The organism is Lysinibacillus sp. PWR01, from assembly GCF_043359455.1.
In the GTDB taxonomy this organism is placed as follows: Bacteria; Bacillota; Bacilli; order Bacillales_A; family Planococcaceae; genus Lysinibacillus; species Lysinibacillus fusiformis_F.
This window is the reverse complement of record NZ_JBHERJ010000067.1, coordinates 74,527-99,616: the sequence shown is the minus strand read 5'-3', so window position 1 is coordinate 99,616 and position 25,090 is coordinate 74,527. Positions and strand designations below refer to the sequence as shown.

The 25,090-nt window shown below is 32.7% G+C and carries 17 protein-coding genes and 2 pseudogenes; 14 read left to right on the top strand and 5 right to left on the bottom strand.

Features of this window, described 5'->3' with window-relative positions; all coding sequences use genetic code 11:
• Positions 1-35: 35 nt before the first annotated feature.
• The 9 genes from pglX (at position 36) to ACEVFT_RS13695 (ending at position 15,961) form a co-directional block, all read left to right on the top strand.
• Positions 36-3,503 carry a BREX-1 system adenine-specific DNA-methyltransferase PglX gene (pglX, locus tag ACEVFT_RS13735; protein ID WP_393950352.1) on the top strand — a complete coding sequence of 1,156 codons (3,468 nt, stop codon included), beginning with the start codon at positions 36-38 and terminating at the stop codon, positions 3,501-3,503.
• Positions 3,504-3,689: 186 nt separating this feature from the next.
• The gene (gene pglZ / locus ACEVFT_RS13730; protein ID WP_393950350.1) at positions 3,690-6,188 is read left to right on the top strand and encodes a BREX-1 system phosphatase PglZ type A; all 2,499 of its coding nucleotides are present in this window, start codon (positions 3,690-3,692) and stop codon (positions 6,186-6,188) included.
• 241 nt (positions 6,189-6,429) lie between these two features.
• Positions 6,430-8,238 (top strand): hypothetical protein, encoded by a 1,809-nt coding sequence (locus tag ACEVFT_RS13725; RefSeq protein ID WP_393950348.1) that lies wholly within the window; start codon positions 6,430-6,432, stop codon positions 8,236-8,238.
• A 277-nt stretch (positions 8,239-8,515) separates the two neighbouring features.
• Positions 8,516-11,689, top strand: coding sequence for a helicase-related protein (locus tag ACEVFT_RS13720; protein WP_393950346.1), 3,174 nt, complete (start codon positions 8,516-8,518; stop codon positions 11,687-11,689).
• Between the two features lie 6 nt (positions 11,690-11,695).
• A complete protein-coding gene (locus tag ACEVFT_RS13715) occupies positions 11,696-11,911 on the top strand; it encodes a YdbC family protein (RefSeq protein WP_393950344.1) in 216 nt (71 codons plus the stop codon).
• Between the two features lie 232 nt (positions 11,912-12,143).
• Entirely contained in the window at positions 12,144-12,707 is a 564-nt protein-coding gene (locus ACEVFT_RS13710) for a hypothetical protein (RefSeq protein WP_393950342.1), read from the top strand.
• A 29-nt stretch (positions 12,708-12,736) separates the two neighbouring features.
• On the top strand, positions 12,737-13,444 hold the full coding sequence (locus tag ACEVFT_RS13705) for a hypothetical protein (RefSeq protein WP_393950341.1): 708 nt from the start codon (positions 12,737-12,739) through the stop codon (positions 13,442-13,444).
• A 673-nt stretch (positions 13,445-14,117) separates the two neighbouring features.
• Positions 14,118-14,894, top strand: coding sequence for an MPN domain-containing protein (locus ACEVFT_RS13700; RefSeq protein WP_393950339.1), 777 nt, complete (start codon positions 14,118-14,120; stop codon positions 14,892-14,894).
• Complete coding sequence (locus tag ACEVFT_RS13695) at positions 14,894-15,961, top strand: DUF4145 domain-containing protein (RefSeq protein WP_393950337.1); 1,068 nt, start codon at positions 14,894-14,896, stop codon at positions 15,959-15,961. The genes ACEVFT_RS13700 and ACEVFT_RS13695 overlap by 1 nt, the downstream gene beginning before the upstream one ends.
• 232 nt (positions 15,962-16,193) lie before the next feature.
• On the opposite strand, the gene ACEVFT_RS13690 is transcribed toward ACEVFT_RS13695, so the two are convergent.
• From ACEVFT_RS13690 to ACEVFT_RS13680, 3 genes are all read right to left on the bottom strand, one after another.
• Positions 16,194-17,114 carry a ParB/RepB/Spo0J family partition protein gene (locus ACEVFT_RS13690; protein ID WP_393950335.1) on the bottom strand — a complete coding sequence of 307 codons (921 nt, stop codon included), beginning with the start codon at positions 17,112-17,114 and terminating at the stop codon, positions 16,194-16,196.
• Positions 17,115-17,134: 20 nt separating this feature from the next.
• The gene (locus ACEVFT_RS13685; protein WP_393950333.1) at positions 17,135-18,043 is read right to left on the bottom strand and encodes a ParB/RepB/Spo0J family partition protein; all 909 of its coding nucleotides are present in this window, start codon (positions 18,041-18,043) and stop codon (positions 17,135-17,137) included.
• A gap of 229 nt (positions 18,044-18,272) precedes the next feature.
• Positions 18,273-18,914, bottom strand: coding sequence for a hypothetical protein (locus ACEVFT_RS13680; RefSeq protein ID WP_269897754.1), 642 nt, complete (start codon positions 18,912-18,914; stop codon positions 18,273-18,275).
• 921 nt (positions 18,915-19,835) lie between these two features.
• Between ACEVFT_RS13680 and ACEVFT_RS24760 the strand changes: the two are divergent.
• Positions 19,836-20,015: pseudogene (locus tag ACEVFT_RS24760) on the top strand (DUF7695 domain-containing protein); the annotation flags it as partial.
• Between the two features lie 658 nt (positions 20,016-20,673).
• On the opposite strand, the gene ACEVFT_RS13675 reads toward ACEVFT_RS24760, so the two are convergent.
• Positions 20,674-21,018, bottom strand: a complete 345-nt coding sequence (locus ACEVFT_RS13675) for a helix-turn-helix domain-containing protein (protein ID WP_048390943.1) — start codon at positions 21,016-21,018, stop codon at positions 20,674-20,676.
• Between the two features lie 115 nt (positions 21,019-21,133).
• Between ACEVFT_RS13675 and ACEVFT_RS13670 the strand changes: the two genes are divergently transcribed.
• The 4 genes and pseudogenes from ACEVFT_RS13670 to ACEVFT_RS13655 form a co-directional block, all read left to right on the top strand.
• Entirely contained in the window at positions 21,134-21,424 is a 291-nt protein-coding gene (locus tag ACEVFT_RS13670; protein WP_066037122.1) for a hypothetical protein, read from the top strand.
• Between the two features lies 1 nt (position 21,425).
• Positions 21,426-21,725 (top strand): hypothetical protein, encoded by a 300-nt coding sequence (locus ACEVFT_RS13665; protein ID WP_048390948.1) that lies wholly within the window; start codon positions 21,426-21,428, stop codon positions 21,723-21,725.
• A 261-nt stretch (positions 21,726-21,986) separates the two neighbouring features.
• Positions 21,987-22,493, top strand: coding sequence for a DEAD/DEAH box helicase family protein (locus ACEVFT_RS13660; RefSeq protein ID WP_393950329.1), 507 nt, complete (start codon positions 21,987-21,989; stop codon positions 22,491-22,493).
• Positions 22,456-23,184: pseudogene (locus ACEVFT_RS13655) on the top strand (IS3 family transposase); the annotation flags it as partial. The gene ACEVFT_RS13660 and the pseudogene ACEVFT_RS13655, both read left to right, overlap by 38 nt.
• A gap of 153 nt (positions 23,185-23,337) precedes the next feature.
• Here ACEVFT_RS13655 and ACEVFT_RS13650 read toward each other — a convergent pair.
• Positions 23,338-24,981 carry a competence protein CoiA gene (locus tag ACEVFT_RS13650; protein WP_393950327.1) on the bottom strand — a complete coding sequence of 548 codons (1,644 nt, stop codon included), beginning with the start codon at positions 24,979-24,981 and terminating at the stop codon, positions 23,338-23,340.
• Positions 24,982-25,090 lie beyond the last annotated feature (109 nt).

Sequence of the window (25,090 nt, the reverse complement as noted above, 5' to 3'; positions counted from 1 at the left end):
TCCCCTTCTTTTACTTATAAGAGGTGAGCAAAATTATGAATAAAACAGCATTGAAAAACTTCGCAACTTGGTCACGTCGTAAATTAATTGAGCAAGTCCAAACAAAAGCCCGTTTATACGGAATCGATGAAAAGAATGGTTTACATATCGAGGAACAGTTTGGACAGCTATTAATTAACGGTCAAACGTATCCGCTATCAATCAAGCCTGCATTTACGTCATTACAAAAGCAGTTAGAACAAAAAGGTTATAAACAACTTCTTGAAGAAGCAGCTTACACATGGTTTAACCGAATCATCGCTATTCGCTATATGGAGGTACACGAATACTTATCAGAGCAGGTTAATGTGCTATCAAGTAGTATAGGACGAGCGGATCCAGATATTTTATTTGAATATGACACGATGGATTTAAATATTAAGGTTGAAGAAATACGTGAGCTAGTTAATGCTGGTAATACAGAGGAAGCATACCGCATTTTATTTGTGGCACAATGTAATGCGTTAAATCGCATTTTGCCGTTTATGTTTGAACCGATTCAGGATTATACAGAGTTACTATTACCGGACTTCTTATTAGATGCAGAATCTGTCATTAAAACTCTTGTGCAAAATAGAGAATTAACAGAAAGCTTTGCTGAAATTGAAGTGATTGGTTGGTTGTATCAATACTATATCGCCGAAGAAAAAGACCGTGTGTTTGCGCAAAAATCGAAGTATAAAAAAGAGGAAATTCCATTTGCGACACAGCTATTTACACCAAAATGGATTGTACAATATATGGTACAAAACTCACTTGGGCTTTATTGGACAGAAGCGCATCGAGAAGACGAAGATTTAATCGATAATTGGGATTACTTTATCAAACACGAAGAAGAGGATTTCCACGAAAAAATCGTGCCGTATGTGAATAAAGAATTAAAGGTAGAAGACATTAAGCTACTAGATCCTGCAATGGGTAGTGGGCATATTTTAGTTTATGCCTTTGAAGTTTTCCATGAAATTTACGAGAAGTGTGGATACCCTGAGCGTGATATCCCGCGCCTCATTTTAGAAAATAACTTATATGGTTTAGATATTGACGATCGTGCTTATCAATTAGCGGCATTTGCAGTTGTAATGAAGGCGGCACAATCTTCCCGCCGTTTCTTACGTAGTGTAGAACGTGAAGGTATTCAATTAAATCTAGCATCGATTCAAGAAACGAATCATATTTCAGACGATGTTGTTGCCTATATTGCACAGCAAGAGGATGGTGAGCGATACGATCGAGTAAAGGCATTTTTTAATCAATATCACAATGCGAAAACGTACGGTTCGTTAATTAATATTACGGAACGTGAGATAGCATTTATTGAAGAGCGATTTGAGCATATAATTAATAATCCAGTAAAAGATTTGTTCTATGTAGAACAGCATGATTTAGCGAAAAAAGTATTGCCAGCATTAATTCATCAGACGAAGATTATGCGCAAAGAATACGATATTGTTATTTTAAATCCACCGTATTTAAGTAATTCTAAGATGAATAATGAAATGTCAAAATTTTCCAAGTTAAATTATTCTTTAAGTAAGAATGATTTGTTTTCGATGTTTATTGAGAAAAGTCTAGAATTTACAAAATTAAATGGATTAAATGCAACGATAAATCAACAGGTATGGATGTTTACTTCGCGTTACAAGAAGGTTAGAACAAAAATTCTAAAAAACACTTCAATAATGTCGATGGTCTACCTTGGAAGTAATGCTTTTGAGGAAATTAATGGGGAAGTTGTTCAATCAACTGCATATGTACTTTTAAAAGGCAATATCTCTGATTTTAAAGGTGTATACTTTAAATTAAATAAGTTTTCAGACTCGGAAAGTAAACGTATAGCATTATTAAACTCAGAAAACAAATTCTATAAAAATCAAAAATTCTTCGATAATATTCCTGATTTCCCTTTAGCATTTTGGGCAACTGAAAAAACTGCAAAATTATTTAAAAATGAGATGAGTATAGTTAATTTTGCGGAACCTAAAGTAGGGCTGCAAACTGGGGAAAATGAAAAGTTTATAAGATATTGGTATGAGGTTAATTCTAATGATATATCATTCCCAGGGGAGTACAATATAGAAAATAAAAACACGAAAAAATGGTTCTCATATAATAAAGGAGGGACATTTAGGAAGTGGTATGGAAACAACGATTTAGTAGTTAATTGGAGAGATAACGGAAGGGATATTAAAGCCGATAAACATCAAAAATTATTAGAAGGAAAAATTGAAAAAAAGAATAGTGGATGTTGGAATGAAAACTATTACTTTAAAAGGGGCATTACTTGGTCAACGTTGACAACTAAAGATATATCTTTCCGCTATTCTGAAGAAGGGAATCTATTTGATAATAAAGGATCTATGATTTTCTTTGAGGAAGAAGACATTCAATTCTTTATAATGGGATATTTAAATTCAAGCGTGGCTAATTTATTTCTGAGTTATTTATCGCCAACATTAGATTATTCTCCGGGAACAGTTGCTAATTTACCCTATAAACATGATTTTTCTAAGAAAATTGTTGAGTTGGTAAAAGAGGCTATTGAAGTTGTTAAAGAGGATTGGTTGACGCATGAAACTTCTCCTGGATATAAAATTGCCAATTTAATTAAATATGATGTTAATTTATGTTCAGAAGCTTACAATATTTGGTTGAGGGAATGTGAAAGTAGAAAATCAAAACTAATTGATATAGAAAAAGGAATTGATGAATATTTTATAGACTTATATGATGTAAGAGAAGAAGTACATGAATTTTTGATAGAAAATGGAAGTTTGGATTCGTATTTGAGAGAATCGACAGAAGAAGTTTTATCAAAAGAATTAATTAGTTATTTTATTGGTACTATATTTGGGCGTTTTCAAGGTAGTCAAATAAAATCTAATCGAAATATAATATCGTTACTGGATAGTAACGAATTAATAGCATATTTTAAAAAATTTCTTTGTGAAGAATTTGGAGAAAATGAGTTAACCGAAAATTTCGAGTGGGTTATGAGCCATATATCTGTGAATGGTTCTACTGTAGAAGAGAAATTTGTGAATTATATATTCAATAATTTTTATAAAGATCATTCAACATTATATAATAATTTACCGATTTATTGGTTAGTAGACTCAGGCAAACAAAAAGGTCTACGTACATTAATCTATATGCACCGCTACCAACCTGATACGATGGCAACGATTCGATTCGATCATTTACAGGAAATCCAAGCTAAGTATCAGCAAGAAATTGCGGACTTAGAAAATCGTTTAGTAAATCCGAATTTAAGTGCAACGGATAAGAAGAAGCTAAATACTGAGAAAGTATCGTTTGAGAAGAAAATTGAAGAGCTTCGAGAGTTTGATAAGCGTTTAGCGGTAATTGCAGCGGAGGAAATCGAAATTGATTTAGATGTCGGTGTGAAGGTGAACTATGACGAGTTTTATCGTGGTGGTAAAGGTGTATTAGCAAAGATTAAATAGTTACTAAGTATAAAACATTCGTTATACTATTTTTATAGTGTGACGAATGTTTTAATATATAAAATAAAAACACCTTAGCCCTTGCTAATGCAGTGAGGATAAATGATGATCAAATTGGTATTCTAAATAGTATACATGCTTTTTATAAGTGTTACATTATAAAAAATTTTAGAAAGGAGCTTCACATTGAACGTATTACAATTATTAAAAGAACGCATAGAAGTTGAAGTACATAGGAAGCCTCGTACAGTTGTTTTTTGGTATGACGAGCAAGGGGAGCATACGGTGGAATCGCTAAAGGAAGAACTAGCAGATCAGCCAGTTCATGTACGAGCTTTGACACGTAATAATTTTTTCTCGTTAAAAATAGAAATTGAAACAGAAAAAAGAGATGATTCATTTTTACTATATGCAAATTTTGCAAAACCTGAAAAGGAAAAAAATTATTTACTTGATATGGAGCTATACGGTACAGAATTTAAAGCAGATACAACGGCTTTATTAGCAGAACAGTTACAAGTGAGTGATGCACTGTTACGAGAAATGATGGAAAAGTATCCCGAGTTTTTCAAAAGTGTGGAACGTAAAGAAAAGCTGAAAAAAGTTTTGAAGCCAAAAGCAAGTGAGCATGAATTTGAATACGCGATGTTAGCTGTATTAACTGGAACGCAAATTGCGGATATGGATAAAATTGCGCAAAATCTATTGATGTCTGGCTTACAAGAAGATTCGAATGAGTTATATAAATCAATTGCGAAGCGTTTCAGTAAAGAGCAACTCTTTGTTTTATTAGGACAATATTTCGGTGTTCATATTGAGGCATATACATTGCAACATTTAATGGAGCATATTTTGTATGCCCATTTCCAACGTTATGCGCAGTTTGAGGATGCTACATTGCAAAGAAAGTATGAAACGACACGGGCTAATGCCAGCGCATTATTTGTAGATGATTGGTTACAAACGAAGGACCGTGAAGTGTTAGAGCAGTATATGCAAGGAATAGAAGCCACGTTTTCAATCGTCGAATTGTTAAATGACCGTCCAGCTGAGCATTATGCAAATATTTCAACGTTCCTGGTTATAGATGTTTTATTAATTGAAAAGCTGACGAAAGAGCTACTGCATCAAACTGCTAATCTCGAGGAATGGAAAGAAATTTTACAAAATCGTTTAAAAATGCATTGGGCAAATCGTAACAAGCGTATTCATGGACTTTTAACTGTCTTATTACATGCAGTGGATTTAACGATGCACAAAACATTGTTAAAGCAATATGATACGCGTATTCCATTATATGTGCAGTATGCAAGTGATCTATATTTAATTGATCAGGCATATCGTCGTTTTATAGTAGGTTACATGCAACTTGAAAATAGAGAAGTATTAGATGAGTTGGCTGAAAAGTTAACGAACTGGTATGAAAATAAGTATTTATCAAAAGTAGCGGAAGAAACGAACTATACTTTAGAACAACAGGAATTAGGTAAGCTCCCAAAACAGGCTGCCTTCTATAAGGAAAACATTGAGCCGATTATGCAAAAGGAATCAACTCGCGTATTCGTTATTATTTCAGATGCGTTACGTTTTGAAGCGGGGGCAGAACTGCGTGAGCGATTAGATACACGTGCAAATGGTAGTGCTACGATTAGTCCACTCGTTGCGAATATGCCAACCTATACACAGCTTGGTATGGCCTCACTTTTACCACATAAAACGTTGACGATTACACCGAACGGAACAGTGTTAGCAGATGGTGAACCGACAAATGGTTTAACGAATCGTATTAAGATTTTACAAAAATCTGAGCCAGAAGCGATTGCCTTCCGATTTGACGAAATCTCGTCTTGGACACGTGCTACAGCAGATGAGCAGTTAAAGGGTAAACGTTTAGTGTATGTGTATCATGATGTGATTGACTCTGTAGGTGATTCTGTAAAGTCAGAGCGTGAAACGTATGCTGCGATTGACCGCGCAATGGATGATTTAGTGAAGCTTGTGGATTTACTTTCAAGATGGCAAGCGAAGCGTATTTTCATTACGGCGGATCACGGGTTCTTATATCAAAATTCAAAAGTTGAAAATGCTGAGAAAGTAGCAAGTGCTGAAGGTGAGAAATTTGATAGTAATCGTCGCTTTGTTATTGGAGAAAATTTAGTTGTTGGTGCTGGGGCCATTGTTGTACCCGAAGCCTTTACAACGTTACAAGGTGCGGAGAAAGCTATTGCAAAAGGTATTAACCGTTTCGTTGGCGGCGGTGGTCTACAGTTTGTTCATGGTGGGGCAACGCCACAAGAGACCATTACACCGATAATTGATTATCGTCGTACGTCACAGGCGACACCTGTTGAAATAAATGTAGCAATGCCATCACGTGTCATTAAAAACTATCGTGTTGAAGTACCGATGTACCAGGAGCAAAGTATTTCGACAGAATTTATGGCACATACTGTTCGCTTTGCATTTTATTTAGACGAAGAACGTATTTCAAATGAAATCGATTATACGTTTAATATGCAGGGGCAAAATCATGAACGTACTGCGAAACTGGTATTTGATTTAACCGAGCAATATTATAAAGCAGGACAAAAATGTACGCTAAAAATGGCGACAGTAGAGGGAAATAAAGTAACGCCTTATAGTGAAGCGGAATTTACAATTCATATGTATAATGCGTTGTATTAATAATGAAAGTGGTTCTCTAATTCAATGAGTGACCACTTTTATTGTTATATTAGCAGAGCAATTAACAAATGAATTTATTAATCTGGAGTAAAATGACTGTTACGAGCTTGATAGCCGAGGATTTGTTTACATATTTAGTTTAGTTCATTTTTATGTAATTATATTCTAATTGTGGTATTTGATTCAATGTTTTAAAATGGAGGTATATTCGTATTAATTTTATTTAAAAGGGGTTGGGAGAATGGGGCAAACATATAGTTCTAAGACAATTGATGAGATAATTTTAGAAGTTCAATATGAATTAACAAATGCAGAAAATTTGCCGGAAGCAAAGGCGAAAAATTTTCAAAAGATTTATGATTTATTAATCCGTAAAAAAATGATTCTAGACTTTTTGAAATTTAATCTTGTATTTATAGGTGAAAAAGGTATTGGTAAAACAACGTCAATTTTAAGGTTATTCGAATTAATTCAAAATGAAAAAGGTCTCCTTTCAACAGCTGCTGGCGGGACAACTGTATGTGAAGTAGTAATACAGCGAAGTCAAAATAATAAATCATATTTTGAAGTAATACCAGAAGATGAACAGCTGGTTCACCAATATATTGAAGACTATTGTGCTAGTTTTCAAACAGAGGAATTAACTAAAACACTCTATGTACCAAATGAGATAGAGCGTTTTTTAAGAAATATGGCGGGTTATAAAAAAGTAGCCTTAGAAGAAAAGTATGGTGAATTTACAAGTCATGAAGATTTTTTACAATTCTTTAAAGCGGAATTAAATCTTGAGAATCGTAAAGAATTAATTGTTGATGTAGCTTATAATGATGAAAAATCATATTTTGAAAGTTCTGTGAAAATTTTTGAGTTAATTAATTTAGGAAAAGTACCAACAATTCCTTTCCCTAAGAAAATTATCATTCATGCAACCCCCGATGTTATAGATTTCGATTCTTACTCTTTTGTGAACAGTATTATTGATACTAGAGGTATTGACTCCGATGGAAAAAACATAGATCGTTTTAGACGGGAAGATATCTTGGAGTATTTAGATAAGAGAGAAAATGAATCTATCTATGTAGTTGTTGATGGTTTCAAACCAGCCCCTAGTTCTGATATATCGAATCTACTAAAATCGCGTATTCGTGATAAACATCATGCAAATAAATTTTATTTATTAATTAATGTTTATAACGAAGAAGCAAGTGAAGTAATGACTGATGATGGAATAGCAGAAACAGCATCTGAAGGTATTAACTATCGTAAAGATAATATAATTAGTAAATTTAAGCATCTTGGAATTCCGTTTTCAGAAGATCACATTCTTTTTTATAATTCAAAGAAAAATGAACCGATAAACGCAGAAATTATTTCACAAATTAATAACAACCTCTTGAAAGAACGTGATGAACATATATTAGAATGCGAGCAAGCCTATGAGAAATTCCAAAAGTTGAAATATGATTTTGAAAACAGCGAATATGCCAATGAAAAACTTCTTAGTTTGAAAGAGGAAATCGAAAGTAAGCCTGATAATTCAAACGTGCTAGCTACGGTATTAGGTACATTTATCTCAGATAAATTACGGAATGTTCATCCTGCAAGATTAGATGCGGTTAACAGATATAGAGGTCACTATTCAGCTTATAATTATTACCATTATTTAGCTTTAGCGACAGAAGACGCTTTTAATAGTTTGTTTGAGGGATCAAAAAAAGAAGTTGAAACCAAATTATCTAGTATTTTAAGTTTACGTAATTTATCGGAATTAGAGAGATTTGAATATGAATTATTTTTAGATGATTTTATTAATCGTTTCTCCTCTATACGGTTAGAAATTACCGAATTAGTTAAAGAAGCGGTTATTAGAGAGTTTCAACCAATCTTCTGGGAAAAAGCAACTGAACAATATGGAAAAGGGGAGTGGCCAGAAGGGAACTATCGAGATGCTGTGTTTAAATACTACCGTGAAGAGTTAATTCGAATTTTAACTAAAGTGGATACTCAAAGTCTCTTTATAAATGGTTGGAAAGGCACTCTTGATATATAAAATTTATGATTTATTGATTTAAAAGGTTTGGACTTTTGTAATTAAATAATGAAAACAAGTAGCAGTACGTCCTTTGATTTAGAAGGAAGTGCTGTTATTTTGTTTTATGAAATTAATCTTGGTCTCCTAATTTCGAAATTAATACCTATGGAATAGTATAAGCTTTCGTAATATATTTTACATATTTTATAATGGTATTTCGTGAGTTCTTCTTTAATTGGGTAATTAGCTGTATAATTTTTAATAGAAAAAGATGTAAAGATTGTGAGGGATATATTTGCTAAAAATCGGAGAAATAATCAAAGGCTCATTCTGGCCAGAAATAGTAGAAATAAAGCACTTTGAAGAAATCGATGAAGATTTATATTTAGTAGAATCGATTGGACGTAAAACGAATAAGTATTATGAACAGTATTTAGATAAAGTGCAGCTTAGCCAATTGGAAAATATTCAGGAAGAAGAAAGTACATTCAATGCTGAGCGTTTACAACATTATTTACAGTATTACATTTTAAAAACGGAAGAAAAATATTCCCAATCCCGCGCACGTGGCAATAAAAAGGTCATTCCGCTTCCGCACCAAATTGAAGCTGTTTACAGTAGAATGCTACAGTCACCGCAAGTACGCTATTTACTTGCCGATGATCCAGGGGCAGGGAAAACGATTATGTCGGGTATGTTAATTCGCGAATTAATGGCAAGACAAGCTGCAGAGCGAGTTTTGATTTTAGTACCTCCATTAGTATTAAAGCAATGGCAGGAGGAATTAAAGGATAAGTTCGGGGAAGAGTTTACAATTGTTAACCGTAGCTTGTTGAATAGTTCGAGCGAAGTGAACCCTTTTGAATCACATGACAAAATCATTTCATCACTTTATTGGGCTGCAAGAGAAGAAATTAAAACTTACATAATGAAGGCTAATTTTGATTTAGTCATTGTCGATGAGGCACATAAAATGGCTGCCTATACGCATGGTGTAAAGAAGCGGAAAATTAGTCGTACGAAGATTTATCAGCTAGGAGAAGGTTTACTTCGCCATACTGAGCATTGCTTATTGTTAACTGCTACACCCCATAAGGGCGATAAAGAAAACTTCCGTCATTTGATGAGCTTAGTAGATCATGATATTTTTTCACGATTAAATACGGGAGATTCTATTTATGAAAAGAGTAATCCATTTGTTATTCGTCGTTTAAAAGAAACGATGAAAAACTTTGATGGCACTCCGTTATTCCCGAAGCGTACAACGAAAACGATTGCATTCGACTTAAGCTATGAAGAACAAGAGCTTTATGAAGAAGTAACTGCGTATGCGCGAGAGCATTTTAATCGTGCCAAGCAAAATAATAAACCGAATGTTGCATTTGCGATGATGATTTTGCAGCGTCGTTTAAGTTCATCCATTGACGCGATTTATTTATCGTTAAAACGACGAAAAGAAAAATTAGAAGAATTACTTGAATCGGAATTATCAACAGTAAAAATGGTTGAACCTTTTGAATACGACGAACTTTCGATTGATGAGCAAGAGGAAGTTGAGGCACTAATCGAAGGTGAAACAGATGTTATTGATATTGAGGAATTACGTGTTGAAATTGAGATTTTAAATGACTTAGTTCAGAAAGCAGAAAGACTAGTTTATCAAGATGTAGAGGTCAAGTATGCAGAATTAGAAAATACTTTATTTGGTGAGGAAGGATTGCTTTCTAAAGGTGAGAAAATTTTAATCTTTACAGAATCTAAGGACACTTTATATTACCTAGAACGAAAGCTATTAAATCATGTGCCTGAAATTACAAAAATTGTCGGTAATTTTTCGATGGATCAGCGTCGTGAACAGGTTGAAAGATTCCGTAATGATGTGCAAATTATGCTGGCAACAGATGCCGGTGGGGAATCTATTAACCTTCAGTTCTGTAATCAAATGATTAACTATGACATCCCGTGGAATCCGAACCGTTTAGAGCAGCGTATGGGGCGTATTCACCGTATTGGTCAGAAGAATGAAGTATTTATTTTCAATCTAGTTGCGAGTAATACACGAGAAGGTGACGTACTTATTCGTTTATTAACGAAAATGGATCAAATGCGTGAAGACTTAGGGCAAGATCAAGTATATGATTTTATCGGTGAGGTACTCGAAGAAAATAATATAGATTTGGCGAATTTAATGGAACGTGCAATAAGTGGGCGTGAAAATTTAGATGAGCTTGTGGCAACGATGGAAAAAACGTTATCTGATGAGCATAAACGCTTGTTAGAACTCGCGAAACAAGAGCGTTTAGATGATTCTAGTTTCGATTTACCTGGAGCGAGAAGAGCTTATCAAGAAATTTCAATCAATAGTATGCCACCTCGCGTATACGGTGAATTTGCAGTAAAGCAATTTGAAACTTCTCGAATCAAATTGAATTTCTCAAATGATAGCAAAGCAGTTCGAATTGATCGTTTCCCTAAAAATATTCGTGAATTAATAAAGAGAAAGAAATATTCATTCCGAACAGACGAATCGTTAAGATTTTCATTAAGTGCATCTAAACAGACGGAAGATGTAACACTACTTCCTAATGATCACCCTGTCAAGAAGCTAGCAATGGAATTAGCAAATCAGGAGTTACAGCAGGTTGCATTACCTGTTTGTAATGTAAAAGCAACTGTAGGCGAGCCGTTAATTATTGAATTAAGCCGTATAAGTGTTGTCGATGGGAATAGTCGTGAATTGGAGCAGGAATTGATGTTACTTGCTAAAAGAGAAACAGGAGAATTTATTCAAATCGATCCGTATTTCTTATTCCAACAGCCATTAAAATTTGTAAATAGTGAAGCTAACGAAGATAAGTCGTTTAAACGAGAGTCAATTATTCAAGCGAAAAAAGTACTACAATCCGTTCAGATGAAGCGTGATGATTATTTAAATCGAAAAAGCACGTATTTACGTCGCTCATTTGATGAACAAATGCAAGTATTACAGGAACGTTTAACGAACTATTTAGATGATAATCCGAACAATAAAAATAGCGCATTAATTAATCAAACATACACGCAAATTGAAGATTTAGAAGAGCGCAGTAACGAACGTTTAGAGGATATCGAACGTGAACGAAGTATCCAACTACAATCGATTAAATCGCTTACGCAATTGCATGTGCAACCGATTAGTAGTGCTGCGCGGATTATACCAGCTGATTATGTAGAGGTTGTGAAGCAATACGAATATGACAATGGACGATTAAATATTCGTGAAAAGAAAGCATACGGACTGGTTGATTACACAAGTGAAGAAGCGGATGGAAATACGCGCTTTATTTTAGTAACACCATTTTTAAAAGCATTGGATGATCAAATTATTAAAGAGGATTATAAAGAATTAAATGGTTCAGTTTATATTTATATATTACAACAAGGAAAGATTATTGAAGAAATTAAGATGGAACAATTAGTGGGGGTGTAAAAAACAATGGCAGAAATCAAATACGAAGTTGTAGAACATATCGGAGTACTTTCAGAATCAGCGAAGGGTTGGAAGAAAGAACTAAACCGTATTAGTTGGAATAGCAATGCACCGAAATACGACATCCGTGAATGGGCGCCAAATCGTGAGAAGATGGGGAAGGGTGTTACGTTGTCAGAGGAAGAGTTTAAAGCGTTAAAATTATTAATGAATAATCTGTGATATATACTATTTTAGCATACTGACCTAGGTCAGTATGTTTAAATAGTTTGATGAAGCAATTATTAACAGCGAAATCTGTGCTTCATATAGGTGAAACATACGTACAAATCATAAAACATTCTGATGGAAAACCGAGTCAATCAAACTCTTAAAACTGGGTATGTCGTGGTGTCCCAAGCCAAGGGCCTATCATTTTAAAAATCTTATCGTAATTGAAAGGGAGTTATTAATTATGAGTCAAGCAAAAGAAGGGCATTTATCTCATATAAGCAGAAATATAAAGCTATATTTTTTAGGAGGTGGCTATTTTTTAGATGAATTTATTACGCCATACGAGTACGTTGAAAAGCATGTTTCAAGTTATAATCCAATGAAAAACAATGAATTATATTTATTAACGCAAAATGAAAAAGAAAAATATGTAATCAACTTTGATACGATAAGAAATTATATTAATGGTACTGGGAAAATTGATATAAGTAATTTATACGACGTAGATCAAATTGGACTATCTGTATTATTTAATTGTAATCCTAATATCCAACCAATCTGTGTTAGTCAAGGGAAACATTTTGACTTTGATTTAATGCGTACTTATGGAATTGGTTATATACACATCAAAACATTCAACTCCACGACCGACCTGCTTAACTATGTAAAAACCATTCCTACTTCATTAGTTAAGAATATGAATATTTTCCCTTTAAATAAATTTACTTTACTAGAAGATATATATGGTGAAGACATGCTCTATTATTTAAATCGACTGAAAGATAGTATTTATGAAATTTATTAAATATTATTTTGGAAGGGGAAATATAAATTTTGAGTAAAAAAAGGCGTTTAAAGAAAAAAGCAGCATGGATTGACAATATTGAACGAGAAATAATTGAACATGGAAATCACTTTTACTATACGATTACTGATACATATGGTGATGCAAAGTTTGATTTAAAAGAAAGTAAAATTATTGTTGATTCAAAATACATTTGTAAAGATGTTATTACATTAAGGTATGAATATTATGACTACTATGGTTCTAAATATGGCCAAAATATTCAAGGTGCTGAAAAATGGATTAAAGAAAAAGGTTTGATTGCTCCAGAAAAGTATTTAGAAAAATTATTAACTCAAAATCAAAAATATCATAGTTTTGATAAGGACTATACTTTTTTTATTGAATGTCAGTTAAATAACCCACCTGCGAATTTCAAAAACCTTTTAGAAAAAATTTATTTTTATGCCTTTTTATTTATAGGTATTGCTCAACTATTTACAGTTTTTATGCTCATGCAAGAGTTAATGGGTGAAAAAACAAAAGATTATTTAGGAAATATACATTCTGAATATGGAACACCTGAGTTTTTATATTTTGGATTGGGTTCCTTAGTTTTCTTTATTTACTTCTATATATTAAAAAAATTTCAATATGGAAGACTCCATTGGCACAATAATACTCATGCATTGACATTAATCTTTTTACCTATTGGAATATATTTGATAATAGGAATTTCTGTTTACACAATATTTTAAATTCTATATAGGTTTGTTAACACCTGCAATGATGTATTTGACAAAATAAAAAATGGTACTACGATATTGTAGGTCGTTGTCAAGTTTGTGCTACCCGTTTAATTATTGGACCTAATCACTATTATATTGAAGTATATAGTTTAATATAATACAAGGAAGGCCATGCGAGGCATAATCGACTATTCAACATTTTAGGTCTTTGCCCGAACTGTCATGCACTTATGAAGCATGGACAACAATTAGATTTAACATCTTTTATTGAAGAAGCTAAGGCCTTTTTAATAAGAAACAGCCACGCAAGAAATAGAATTATATAACGGTGATTACTATGATATCCCATGCGAAATTAACGAAGAAGCAGATTCAATCGTTTTTTCACAGCAACATTTGAATTATTTTGCGATGTTTATTTTAGTTGATGAAGAGTAACGCCCCTATAACATTTAGTGAAAAATTGGCAGATAGGGGAGAGTTTCATTAGTTGGAATTGAAGAATACCGAAGCACGACATCCATGAATGTTGCTAAACTTAAGAGGATGGGAAAAGGTGTTACGCTGTCAGAGGAAGAGTTTGAAGAGTTAAAAGCCTTATTAAATCTAGTATAACAATTAGTAAGCGTACCATATTTTTATTCTGGTACGCTTTCATTTTAAAGATATGGGGGGATTTTTTATGCACTTAGAACTAATCAACAATACATTAACAACCATGCTACTTGACTGTATCAGCCATTATCCAAAGCGCGGTCAGCAAAAGGAATGCTTTGGTTTAATATTTGGTGAACAAGATAGAAATGCAGTTGGTGAGTATACATTTCCAGTTGCGAATGTACTGAATAAAACAGCTTCAAGTGTAAAGGCAAATGAGCAAGTGAATGATATTGTGAAGGAAGCGAGAAAGCTTGTGACAACAAGTGACTTTGTTGCTTATTATCATAGCCATCCATATGATGAAATATTTGATGAATGGGCAGATCCGAGTGTTGGAGATCTTCGAGTAGCAAAGGATATTAATTCTAATATAGAAGTAATATTTGCGATTGTGAAAAGTAAAGATGTGGATACAAATGCTACGTTAAAGTATGAATATTTAACAGATATGCAGTATCGTTTTTTTGAAGAAAAAAGTGCAAAAAACAATGAACCACCTGAGGCAGAATTAATCGGAAAAGACGGTCACATTATTCAAGGTCACTACAGAGACTATGATTTTATAGTACGTGCCTACAAATGGACCGGAAGTGTTTTTGAAGAAATTAAATTATATTCGTCTGAAGTGGAAATGAGTTTACTACTATATGAACAAGGCCTAATTATAGAAGAGTTACCCAAAGAAGCAATGTATCATTTGAAAAAGCTAGAGTACTCTTTACGCTTAGCAAACAAAGATAAGTATAAAGAAAAAATTCCATATTTGATTGAAAAAATTAAGTCGGTAGGTGTGAAATAGTGTCGCAAAAATTACAAGAGATTTTATTCGGAATTAATCCAAGTTTAGCTGAGCTAACGCAAGATATCGAAAAGCTCATTTTTGTTTCACCTAGAGCAGCGATGCAAACAACACGAACAATGGCGGAAACCTTAGTTCGTCAAGTTGCACAATTGGAAGGGCTTGAGCATAGCGAATTCAATTTCGGTGAATTACAAATGAAGTTAAAAAATGAAGGCATTGTTACCCCAACAACGGATAATGCGATTCACTTCGTTCGTCGCCAAGGAAATACAGCAAGTCATGATGGTACGCGCAAAATGTTAATTCGAGAAGCATTAACTTGTTGGGAGTATCAGCATTTGATTTTGACATGGTTTATCGAAACATATGCTTCACCAGATATTGAGGTGCCAGAGTATATCGAGCCTGTTCCTGAGAAAAGCTCGGCTGATAGTGAGTATTTAATTGAACATATTGAAGCATTAATGCAGACGTTTGTGCAAAAAGAGCCGATGCCAGTAAATGTTGTAACCGAGCAAAAGGTTAGTCGTAGAATTTACTATAAAGATCAATTTGTTGAGATACCTGATTTTTTACGAGATGCATTTTTATTGCCACAGCGTTTCCCAAAATCTACAATGTTTTTAATTCGTTTGAATGGCGAACAGCAAGCACGTATTATGAGTGAACTGCCATATCAATTAGTAGGTATGCACCAGCATGTAAAGCGTTTTAAAGAAGCCAATGATGAATGCTTCTTTGAAGAATTACGATTATTCGTTGAAGAAGAACAAAAACGCAAAATATTGATGGAGCAATATCGCGGGGAAGTCTTGTTATTTTACAAATCAGATTTTGTTATTTTAACAGAAGCATTAGGAAATGTTGCGTTAACGAAGGACAACTTTCCAGGGCAAACAAGCTTGCTTAACTCGTTACAAGAGCAAGGTTTCTTACATGTTAAGGATTTTCCGAAAGAGCTAGTCCTATTAGGCAAGTACCGCAATGTCGGCGAGACGGCATTAGCGAATTTATTTAATCAGCTGAAAGTGAAGGGAATGGAGTTTACAAAGATTGAGATTTAAGGTTAGTAAAGGATATAGGGATGGCTTAAATAAGTGTTACTCTAGTATAAAGAAATATATATAAGAAGAGAATATGCTGCAAGCAAACAAGCAAATTAAGTGTAAGAAGATAACCTAATTACCCATTCATCAGTTCGGGCCTCCAGTAATTGTTACGAAGGAAGTAGGATATATTAAAGGGTTGACTAAAAGTACATATGCCTTTAAAAATTTGGCATATGTACAAATATAGTTATTTATTTAAGTATTCTTCAAGTTCTTCTTTTTTTAACTTAATAAAAATGTCTAGTGATTCTAGCTCTTTAAACAATTTAATGGAGTCTTCAGTATTATTAGTGTCCATTTGAGAAATTTCGGTAGTTCTTTTTTGTAATGTTTTAATCTCTCTTTTAATTTTTGAATCGATGAGTATTTCATCTTCTTCAATCAAAGAATATACTTCCATATAATTCATTTTAGGTGTTCTAAAAAATGTTTTTAGAACGGATTTAGGAGCATTTTCTAACAATTTGTCTGATCTCAAATGATTGGAAGTAATTCTTTTATGTTCAGCTTTATTAACTAGACTATCACGAATCATTTGTTCAGAAAGTTCCTCTACAATATCAGGGTGATGTTGTTTTAGTTGCCCAATAAAATCTACTATTCTAGCTAATATAGTAATGGAAAGATTCTTTTTCTGAAGTTTTTCTTCAATATCCATATGAGGATAATAATTAAAAACTTTTAAAGCTTCTCGTACAACTTTCACTCCTTTGTCCGTTTTATATGCAAGTTCTTTCATAGTCCAATTTTCTGTACTATTATTAGAAAGGTCAAAAATATATTTACCCCATTCATAGGTAGTCCAATCCTCCTTACCTCTTTGAGCTGAAGAAAGTCTATCTAATTCTTCATCAATACTCTCAGGAGGAGAAACAACATATACTGGTATTTGCTTCATTCCAATTTGGTTAGCTGCATAATGTCTACGATGACCAGATAAAATAATATATTTTCCATCTTTCGGATAGCAAGTGATAGCAGTTTCCCATCCACGATTTTCAAGAATACGTTGTAATTTTTCAGAGTCAATTTTATAGTCTTTGCGGGGGTTTAAAGGGTTGGGTTTTATTTGTTCTATAGGGATATATTTTAAATGTAAACGTGTCATTTGATTACTCCTAACTGTTATTAATTAGAATTTAATTTTTTTAATAAGGTTTCAACTTGATTCTCTAAGTTCCTGATTTCTTCTAGTATTTTTGATGCTTCATTTTTTCTGTTGTATTTAATACCAGTAATGTTTTTTGTTGCCTTTTTTATGATGGATACATTTGTTTTGACATCATAATTTTTAGTTGTGTTATTTAATAAATTTACTTCTTGTATAAAAGTAGATATTTTCTTGTTTGGGTCAAAGAGAAAAGTCATTAACTCATTTTGGGTAGCCTTTTCTATATAATTGCCCTTTAAAATTTCACTGTGTAGACACTTGTTTTCAAATTTTCTAAGCATTATCTCTTTAATATATTTTTCGCCTAAATCATGGTACAAGTCGGGATGGAATTTTTTTACTCTCATACACCATAGACGAATGGTATCTAACATATTTACAGAGTAGGTATTATTGTTTAACTGAACTTCAATTTCGTTTCTCTCGTAAAACTTACCCACAGCAATGCGTTTTTTTATTGTGGGAATAGACTCACTTAATTTAATTGCAATATTTTCGATTTTAGAATTTAAATCATTTTCAAATAAATTTATAGTGTGCGTAATCCATTCATATGGACTCCAATCAGTTTGATTACCTTGAATTGATCCCAATCTTTCTAATTCTTCCAAGGTGTTTTTAGGTTCTGGAACTAAATAAATAGGGATTTCTTTCAATCCAAGAGACTGACTCGCTTGCCATCTTCTGTGACCACTGAGTATGCAGTAAAAAGGACCAGATTTATAAGCAACGATAGCTTCTTCAAACCCTTTAGTCTTAAGAATATGTTTCATTTCTTTTGATTTGAAATTAGGGTCCTTTCTAGGGTTTTTGGGATTAGGAATGACTCTATTTATATCAGCCCAAATGAGTTTGTTAGTTAGCATAGTTATAGACTCCTATATGTTCAAAATTAGTTTTTGTTTTTTGATGCTTTTCTTTTTCTTCAGTCTTTTGAGATGAATATTATTAAACAAAAAGATCGTTTTAGTCTTAAGAATTTTGTTTCATTTCTTTTGATTTGAAATTAGGGTCCTTTTTTGGGTTTTTGGGATTAAGAATGACTGTATTTATATCAGCCTGAATGGGTTTTTTAGTTAGCATAGTTATAGAATCCTATATGTTCAAAATTAGTTTTTGTTTTTCTGAAGCTTTTCTTTTTCTTTCACGATCTTTTTGTTTTTTATATTCATCTCGGCAGTGAGGATGGAGAATGGTTCTATGATTGCTTAAATTACTTTTTTGTTTTGGTGTAACATTAAAAATAGGCTCTCTACAGAAACTACAAATGTAATATTCTTTTTTCATGTGGATGTATTTAGCGGTAATAAAAAAGAGATATTCTCGTACGGTATTAAATTTAAAAGTAAGTATAGGTGAAGCATCTGTAAGAGTTGGTACAATTTGTAGTTCAGGATTAACAACAGAAATCTCTGAGTTAATCAAGCTATAAATTCGGTTTATAGCATTTCCAGATGTACTTTTCTTTTTTAAGTCATCTAATAACATTTTAATTTCATTAGTTAGACTATTTAGGAATCCTGCGTTATTAAAAGACACAAAAATAAAGTTTTCAACTGTAAGTTTATCTGTGATATTTTTCAGATCTTCTCGAGGAAGTAGTTTATAAAGCAAAGGAAAAAAATCTTCCATACTTATATACTCGCCTTTAAAAGGTAACTTATGAGCTAGATGAGTAATGGACTTTATGTCTTTAAAATCTGTTGATAACAATATTAAGAAGATGTCATCATTCATTATATAGACCTCTTTTTCTAAAGTAATTAATAATAATGAAATGATAATAGTTATTAAGTCCTTATTCAAGAAGGAAACGGGGTGGAATCAGTAAAATGGTTCTAAATAACTGTAAAGTACCTTTTTTAGGTAATCCGAAGTACTTTGAATAGAATTTTTTTTCTGTTCTTGAATTTAAAAAGAGATCGTTCTATTGCAAACATTGAGTTATAGATAAGTTGGAGGAGTTGTTTGGTAGTTTAGTCATTCTGTAATCCGGAGTGTAGAGATTAGCTTTTTTTCAGTGCTGCTAGGACCGTTGTATTCTTTGTAACCACTATTAGCCAAACATGCCATTAATCCTTACTTACTTCGTTTTTATCAAAACAGCACCAACAAGAAATGTCGCAGGATGTGTTAGGGGATGAACATTCACTTTATAAGAGACTTGGAATAAAAGTTGATAGCATTTGCTAAAAAGGTGGTTTATATTATTGTAGTTAAAGAAGAGTGTGAAAGTAAATAAAATAATAAATGCCTAAATTGTAAGTGCCTTTGAGAAATAGAATACCTTTAATCCTTAGGTATTTGAGTCACTAAAAGACTCTGAATTAAAGCTAAAAATATTACAAAATAGTCCCCATAAAAGTGATGTGACTTATATATTTTTTTGATCATTATAGGGGTTTTCCAGAGATATTTGTCTGCTCGGAAGCCTTGTAATTGCACGTATGAAACATAGACGTATAAAGGCCTTATATAGGTTTGGGGTTATGAAGTCGTTCATACACTTAAAGGGGTATACTTAGCTATACCCCCTTAAGTGTATGAAACGATGGTTGAATAGATTAAAGAAATTAGAAATTTATAAAAAATTAAAATATGGAGGCTTAATTAATGAAAATAATCATTCGCAATAAAGTACGTTGAAAAAAATGTAATGACATAATTGAATCTAAGAATAATTATGATTTTAGGTACTGTAAATGTGGCTCGATTTTTGCGGATGAAGGCAAAGAATATCAGAAGTTTGGATGGGCATTAAAAAATCCAGAAGAAGGAACAACGGTAGATGATTATATAAATTTGAGTTATTCAATTTATGAAGAGATGGATAATTAACTTTTGCCACTATTAAAAATCGCTATAGCCTTCTATCATTTAATATGTTAGGGAAATATTGGTAATGCCATTTACATCATAACAGATAGCTAGATCCCTAATAATTAGAGAAACCGCTTCATTTGAAATCCTAAATGATATCAAATAGATAATATTGAAAGTACTTATTTGCCAATATGATAACTAATAATAGTTACTATAAAAAATGCTATAGTAACCATTATTGGTGACTATTCAGAATCCCTTCTATAAAGGGGGGATGACCAGTTTAGTCAAGTTGCAATATGTTTAATATTATCAATTGAAACTATTGGTTACTATAAAAGAGCCAGTAATGGTAACCACTATTGGTAACTATTAAGAGTCTCTCCTAAAGGCAAACATTTGGTTTTACTTATAGTAAATAAAGTTTTAACTCTATATACAGCATGTAAAGGAATAAGCTCAATTTCTAACGCTGCCCTTCCATTTTGTCATTCTAATATTAGACAGTCTTTAGAGTAAATAATGATTTTTTTAAATAGTTCGGCTTTGAGTATATTTCGCGTATTCAATTTTTGCTTTTTTAGTAGTAAATTTAGTATTTTGAAACAAAAACATTTCAGGTATTATCTTTAAAACGTAAAAATCGCCACTTAGATTCTAAGTAGCGATTTTTTCATTTTACATATGGTTGTAGTAAAACATACAGGCCCTTTTTTTGATCATCTGATAACTGTTGGATGATATCAATTAATTTGTCGTCGATTGTTTTAACTTCTACAGGAGAGACATCTAATTTTAAGTCCATTTGCTTTTCGACCATAGCAAAAAATTCAGTTAGTGTAAGTTCAAATACTTCACATACATTTGATAGTTGTGCAAAGTTTATATCAGTGACACCACTTTCTAGTCTAGAGATTGAGGCCTGAGATAGTGCAACCTTATCGCCTAATTCTTGCATACTCATATTGTTTTGTTTTCGTAAACTTCTTATTGTACGTCCGATTGAGACAGCATTCATCGTCCTATCAACTCCAGTTAATTAGTCAATTTAAGCGTACAATTATTCCGTTTTACAATCAATATTTAATGTTTTATACTATTATTGAGAATTCTAAAAAACTGCATAAAAGGAGATGGCTATTATCGATAATTTTAATGCAGCAATGCAACAATTTTTGAATCAACGCGTTGATGGAGTATTGTATGAAATTAGTTCAAATGTAAAAAAAGAAGGTTTATCGCAGAGTATCGATAAATTGCTAAATCAATCTAATTTATCCTTGAATAAAGAGGCAAAGGATGAATTTACAGAAAAAATTCATGATTTAGTGTTTGAGTATCAGCATAATATTCTGCAGCAAATTTATCTAGTTGGCTTTCTGGATGGATTAAAACTTGATTCTAAAATGAAAGAGGTCTTATAAAATGCATAAATGGTACAAAGGTCAAATTACAATTCAGTTAGGTACAATTGTTGAGGCGCAAGAAGATAGCACGAAAGAACGCAACTCTGCACACGATGCTATTAATCTCGATTTTTTAACTGAATTAAAAGAGTTAGTGAAGGCTAAGGGCTACTCTTCAAATTTCGTTAGCTTTGATTTGCAACTCGCTGGCGATGCTACTTCGACTGACATTGAAGGGTTAGAAGAAACTGTTCGTCAAGCGAAAGCAAAAGAAGATGTAATTCGAGGAAAAGCTACTGTTACTAAAATCTATTTTTAATAATTGGACGTTAAGCAGTCATTTTATTGATTGTTTAACGTTTTATTAATACTAATTTACTCAAGGCAAAAAACCCCCAACTCTAATAAAGTGACAGTGTGAGTCACTTCATGAGTTGGGGGTTTTCCATTGCTATTTATTAATCTAAGATTATATAAAACCTTTGTTCGTTATTGTAAAACAGAAAGGTTGGGGATTTTAAAACAATATAATATCTAAAGGTATAAATATGGTATTATAGAATTAACAAAGAGGTATATTATGGTAATTTTTAATTCTACTTACGCAAACATTATAGAAAATAGCAAACTATATCAAGCTCAAATTGATGCATATCAGGCCGTTCAAAATTATTACGAACAATTTCCAGAATTTAAAAAAAGAGAAGTGTTAGTTGTTATGCCTACTGGATCTGGTAAAACTGGTTTAATGTCTATTCTACCTTTTGCTAATTGTAAAGGAAAAGTACTATTAATCACTCCAGGAAAAGTTGTTAGAAGAACGGTTTTTGATGAATTTGATACAGTGTTTAATCCTCAAAATTCATTTTTGTATAAATATAACGTTGTTTTAAAGTCAGATCGACTTCCGAAAGCTTTACTATATCAAGGTTTTAAAAAGGGTAGTGAACAGGAAAGAAGTATTGCTATTCGAAAGCTAAAAGAAGCAGATATTGTTATTACTAATATCCATCGAATAAACAGCAGTAGTGATGAAGTTAACTTATCCAGATACCGACTTAAAGGCCGAAATTCAATCTATCTATAACGACCATGAAGGCCGTTACGGATACCTTCGCATTCGTGATGAACTCACAAATCGTGGACGAAGAGTGAATCATAAGAAGGTACAACGTATCATGAAAACACTTAATTTAAAGTGCGTAGTCAGAAGGAAAAAGTATAAATCATATAAAGGGACAGTCGGTAAAATCGCACCGAATATTTTAGACCGAAATTTTACAGCTGAAGCCCCTAATGAAAAGTGGGTAACAGATATTTCAGAGTTTAAAATGTTTGGTGAAAAACTCTATTTATCTCCTGTTCTAGACTTATTTAACGGAGAGATTATTACTTACACAATTGGTTATCGACCAACGTATTCACTTGTTTCAGAAATGGTAGAGAAAGCATTAGAGAAGTTACCAGAGGAATGCCAATTACTGATGCATTCCGATCAAGGCTGGCATTATCAAATGAAGCAATACCGTCACGCACTTGCATCAAAAGGCATTGTGCAAAGTATGTCACGTAAAGGCAACTGTTATGACAACTCGGTAATGGAGAATTTCTTTGGGATTTTGAAATCGGAATTCCTTTATTTAAAGGAGTTCGAAAGTGTTGAGCATTTTAAATTGGAACTCGAAAACTATATAACGTATTACAACACGAAACGAATTAAGGCAAAATTAAAACTGAGTCCGGTACAATACCGAACTCAGTTTACCCAAGCAGCCTAAATGAAATAACCGTGTCTAACTTTTAGGGGTCACTTCAAAGTCACCTAACGAGTTGGGGTTTTCCCTTGTTATTATTAATTTAAGTAAATTATAAAATGTCTGTTCGTACGTGTAAAAAAATTTAAAAATTTTATGATTAAAACTACATTGATGCTAGTTAAATTTTTCTTCTATCAATGCCAGGAATGTATCATGCATTGCTTGTGAAATGAATTTCCCTTCTCGTAATAATTCAATTAAATGCTCGATAAATTCTGCCTCGTGGGCTTCTGTTTCAATTATTTTATCTGTTACAGCTTGTTGAACCCATTTTATTAGACCTTCTTCAATATGCAAAGGGGACTCCATGTTATGCAGCACAAGATTTTGGTAATATTGGGCATCTTGTTCTAAGAGTTCTTGTACCTTATCAGTGGAAAATATTTCTATATCGTAATAATCGCCCCAACCAATGGCAAATAAATTAAACTCCGAAAAATATAAAGCAACATGTGTATTAAGCTCTTTATGATCTACTAGCGGTAGCACATTGTTTTCAATTTTAAAAGGGTGTATGTACTTACGATATAATGTTTGTTTATACAAAAATCCGCATTTCTCCAATAGAACAAGGTAGCTATGAATTAATGTTGCAACCAGCTTGCTGTCCTTAATATCATATCGAAGCTGATCTTTAATATCTTGAAATAAATAATTCGAGAAAATCAGTTGCTTCTTACTGTAATTGTGTTTGATCGCTTTGTGAAAAACGAGTAATTGCCATAAAGGATAGGGTGTATGTATGCATTTATAATTTTCCATTTGGATATTAAAAATGCCAGGGAAATTAGTATCTGTTAAACCGTATTCCTTCACGAGTCTCCTAAACAATACTTGCTCTCGATTCGACATCCGTTGTAATACTTTATCTATATTGAAATTACTTAAATATCTTTTATATTGGTGGAACCGTTTCTGCTTTTCTTGTTTTTGACGAATTATTTGCATACGTGCTGCGCTTTGCACTTTACGTTCTTTCCAAAGTTCAGCAGCTTCAATTTTTCTATCATTTAAATAATGTTGAATTTTCTCATAGGAAAGTTTGTTATATAAAACGAATTTGCATGGCGATTGTATTTTAGCAATTGTCATTTCAGGTATTGCAATTTCTTGAAGATTTACAACAAATCTCGTTTCAGTTCGATACCTAATACCGAAAAATTTGCCAATGTGTTTTACAAGGTTATTCTCAACGTCAATGAAGTAAACGCTGCGTTCCTTTTCATTCACTAATTGCTGCGGGTATTTTAAGCGCAGAACAACCTCATCATCCTCGATATCTTTAGCTGTTATTTCTTTATAATAATTCGCACCAAAAAGCCAGATGTCTTTGATCTCCGCAATTGCATAAAGTTTCCGTCGTTCTAGCCATTTCTCAGCTGTTTGTTCCGCACATTGTATTTCAAAAGCAAACTTATGACCATTTCCAAAATCCGCATACACATCCGCGATTTGATTGGTCTTAGCAATACGTTCTTCTAAAGCAACGTAAGCGTTTGGATATTTCTCTTTTAACCAATTATAAATCGCAAGTTTACCACCGAGATGTTCCTGCGTTTCAGGCTCCCCAACAAAACTACATTCGACATGACGTTCATGATAAAAGTGATGAATCTTCTTAGTTCCGCCACGAAAGAAAACGTTCTTCTGACAGTGTGGACAGTATAATTCTTTGGCTTTAGCTAAAGAATATAGGCGTTCTTTATCGTCATGGAAGGCAAATTGTTTTTCACCATTTGGATTTATTGCTACAAACATCTAATCACCTCAAATTTTTAAAATTTGATAAATATAGAAAATGAAAGCTGTTTTATTCACCGGATGGTATAATAGTTATATAAAAAATACACTTTATTACTTTTTGGGT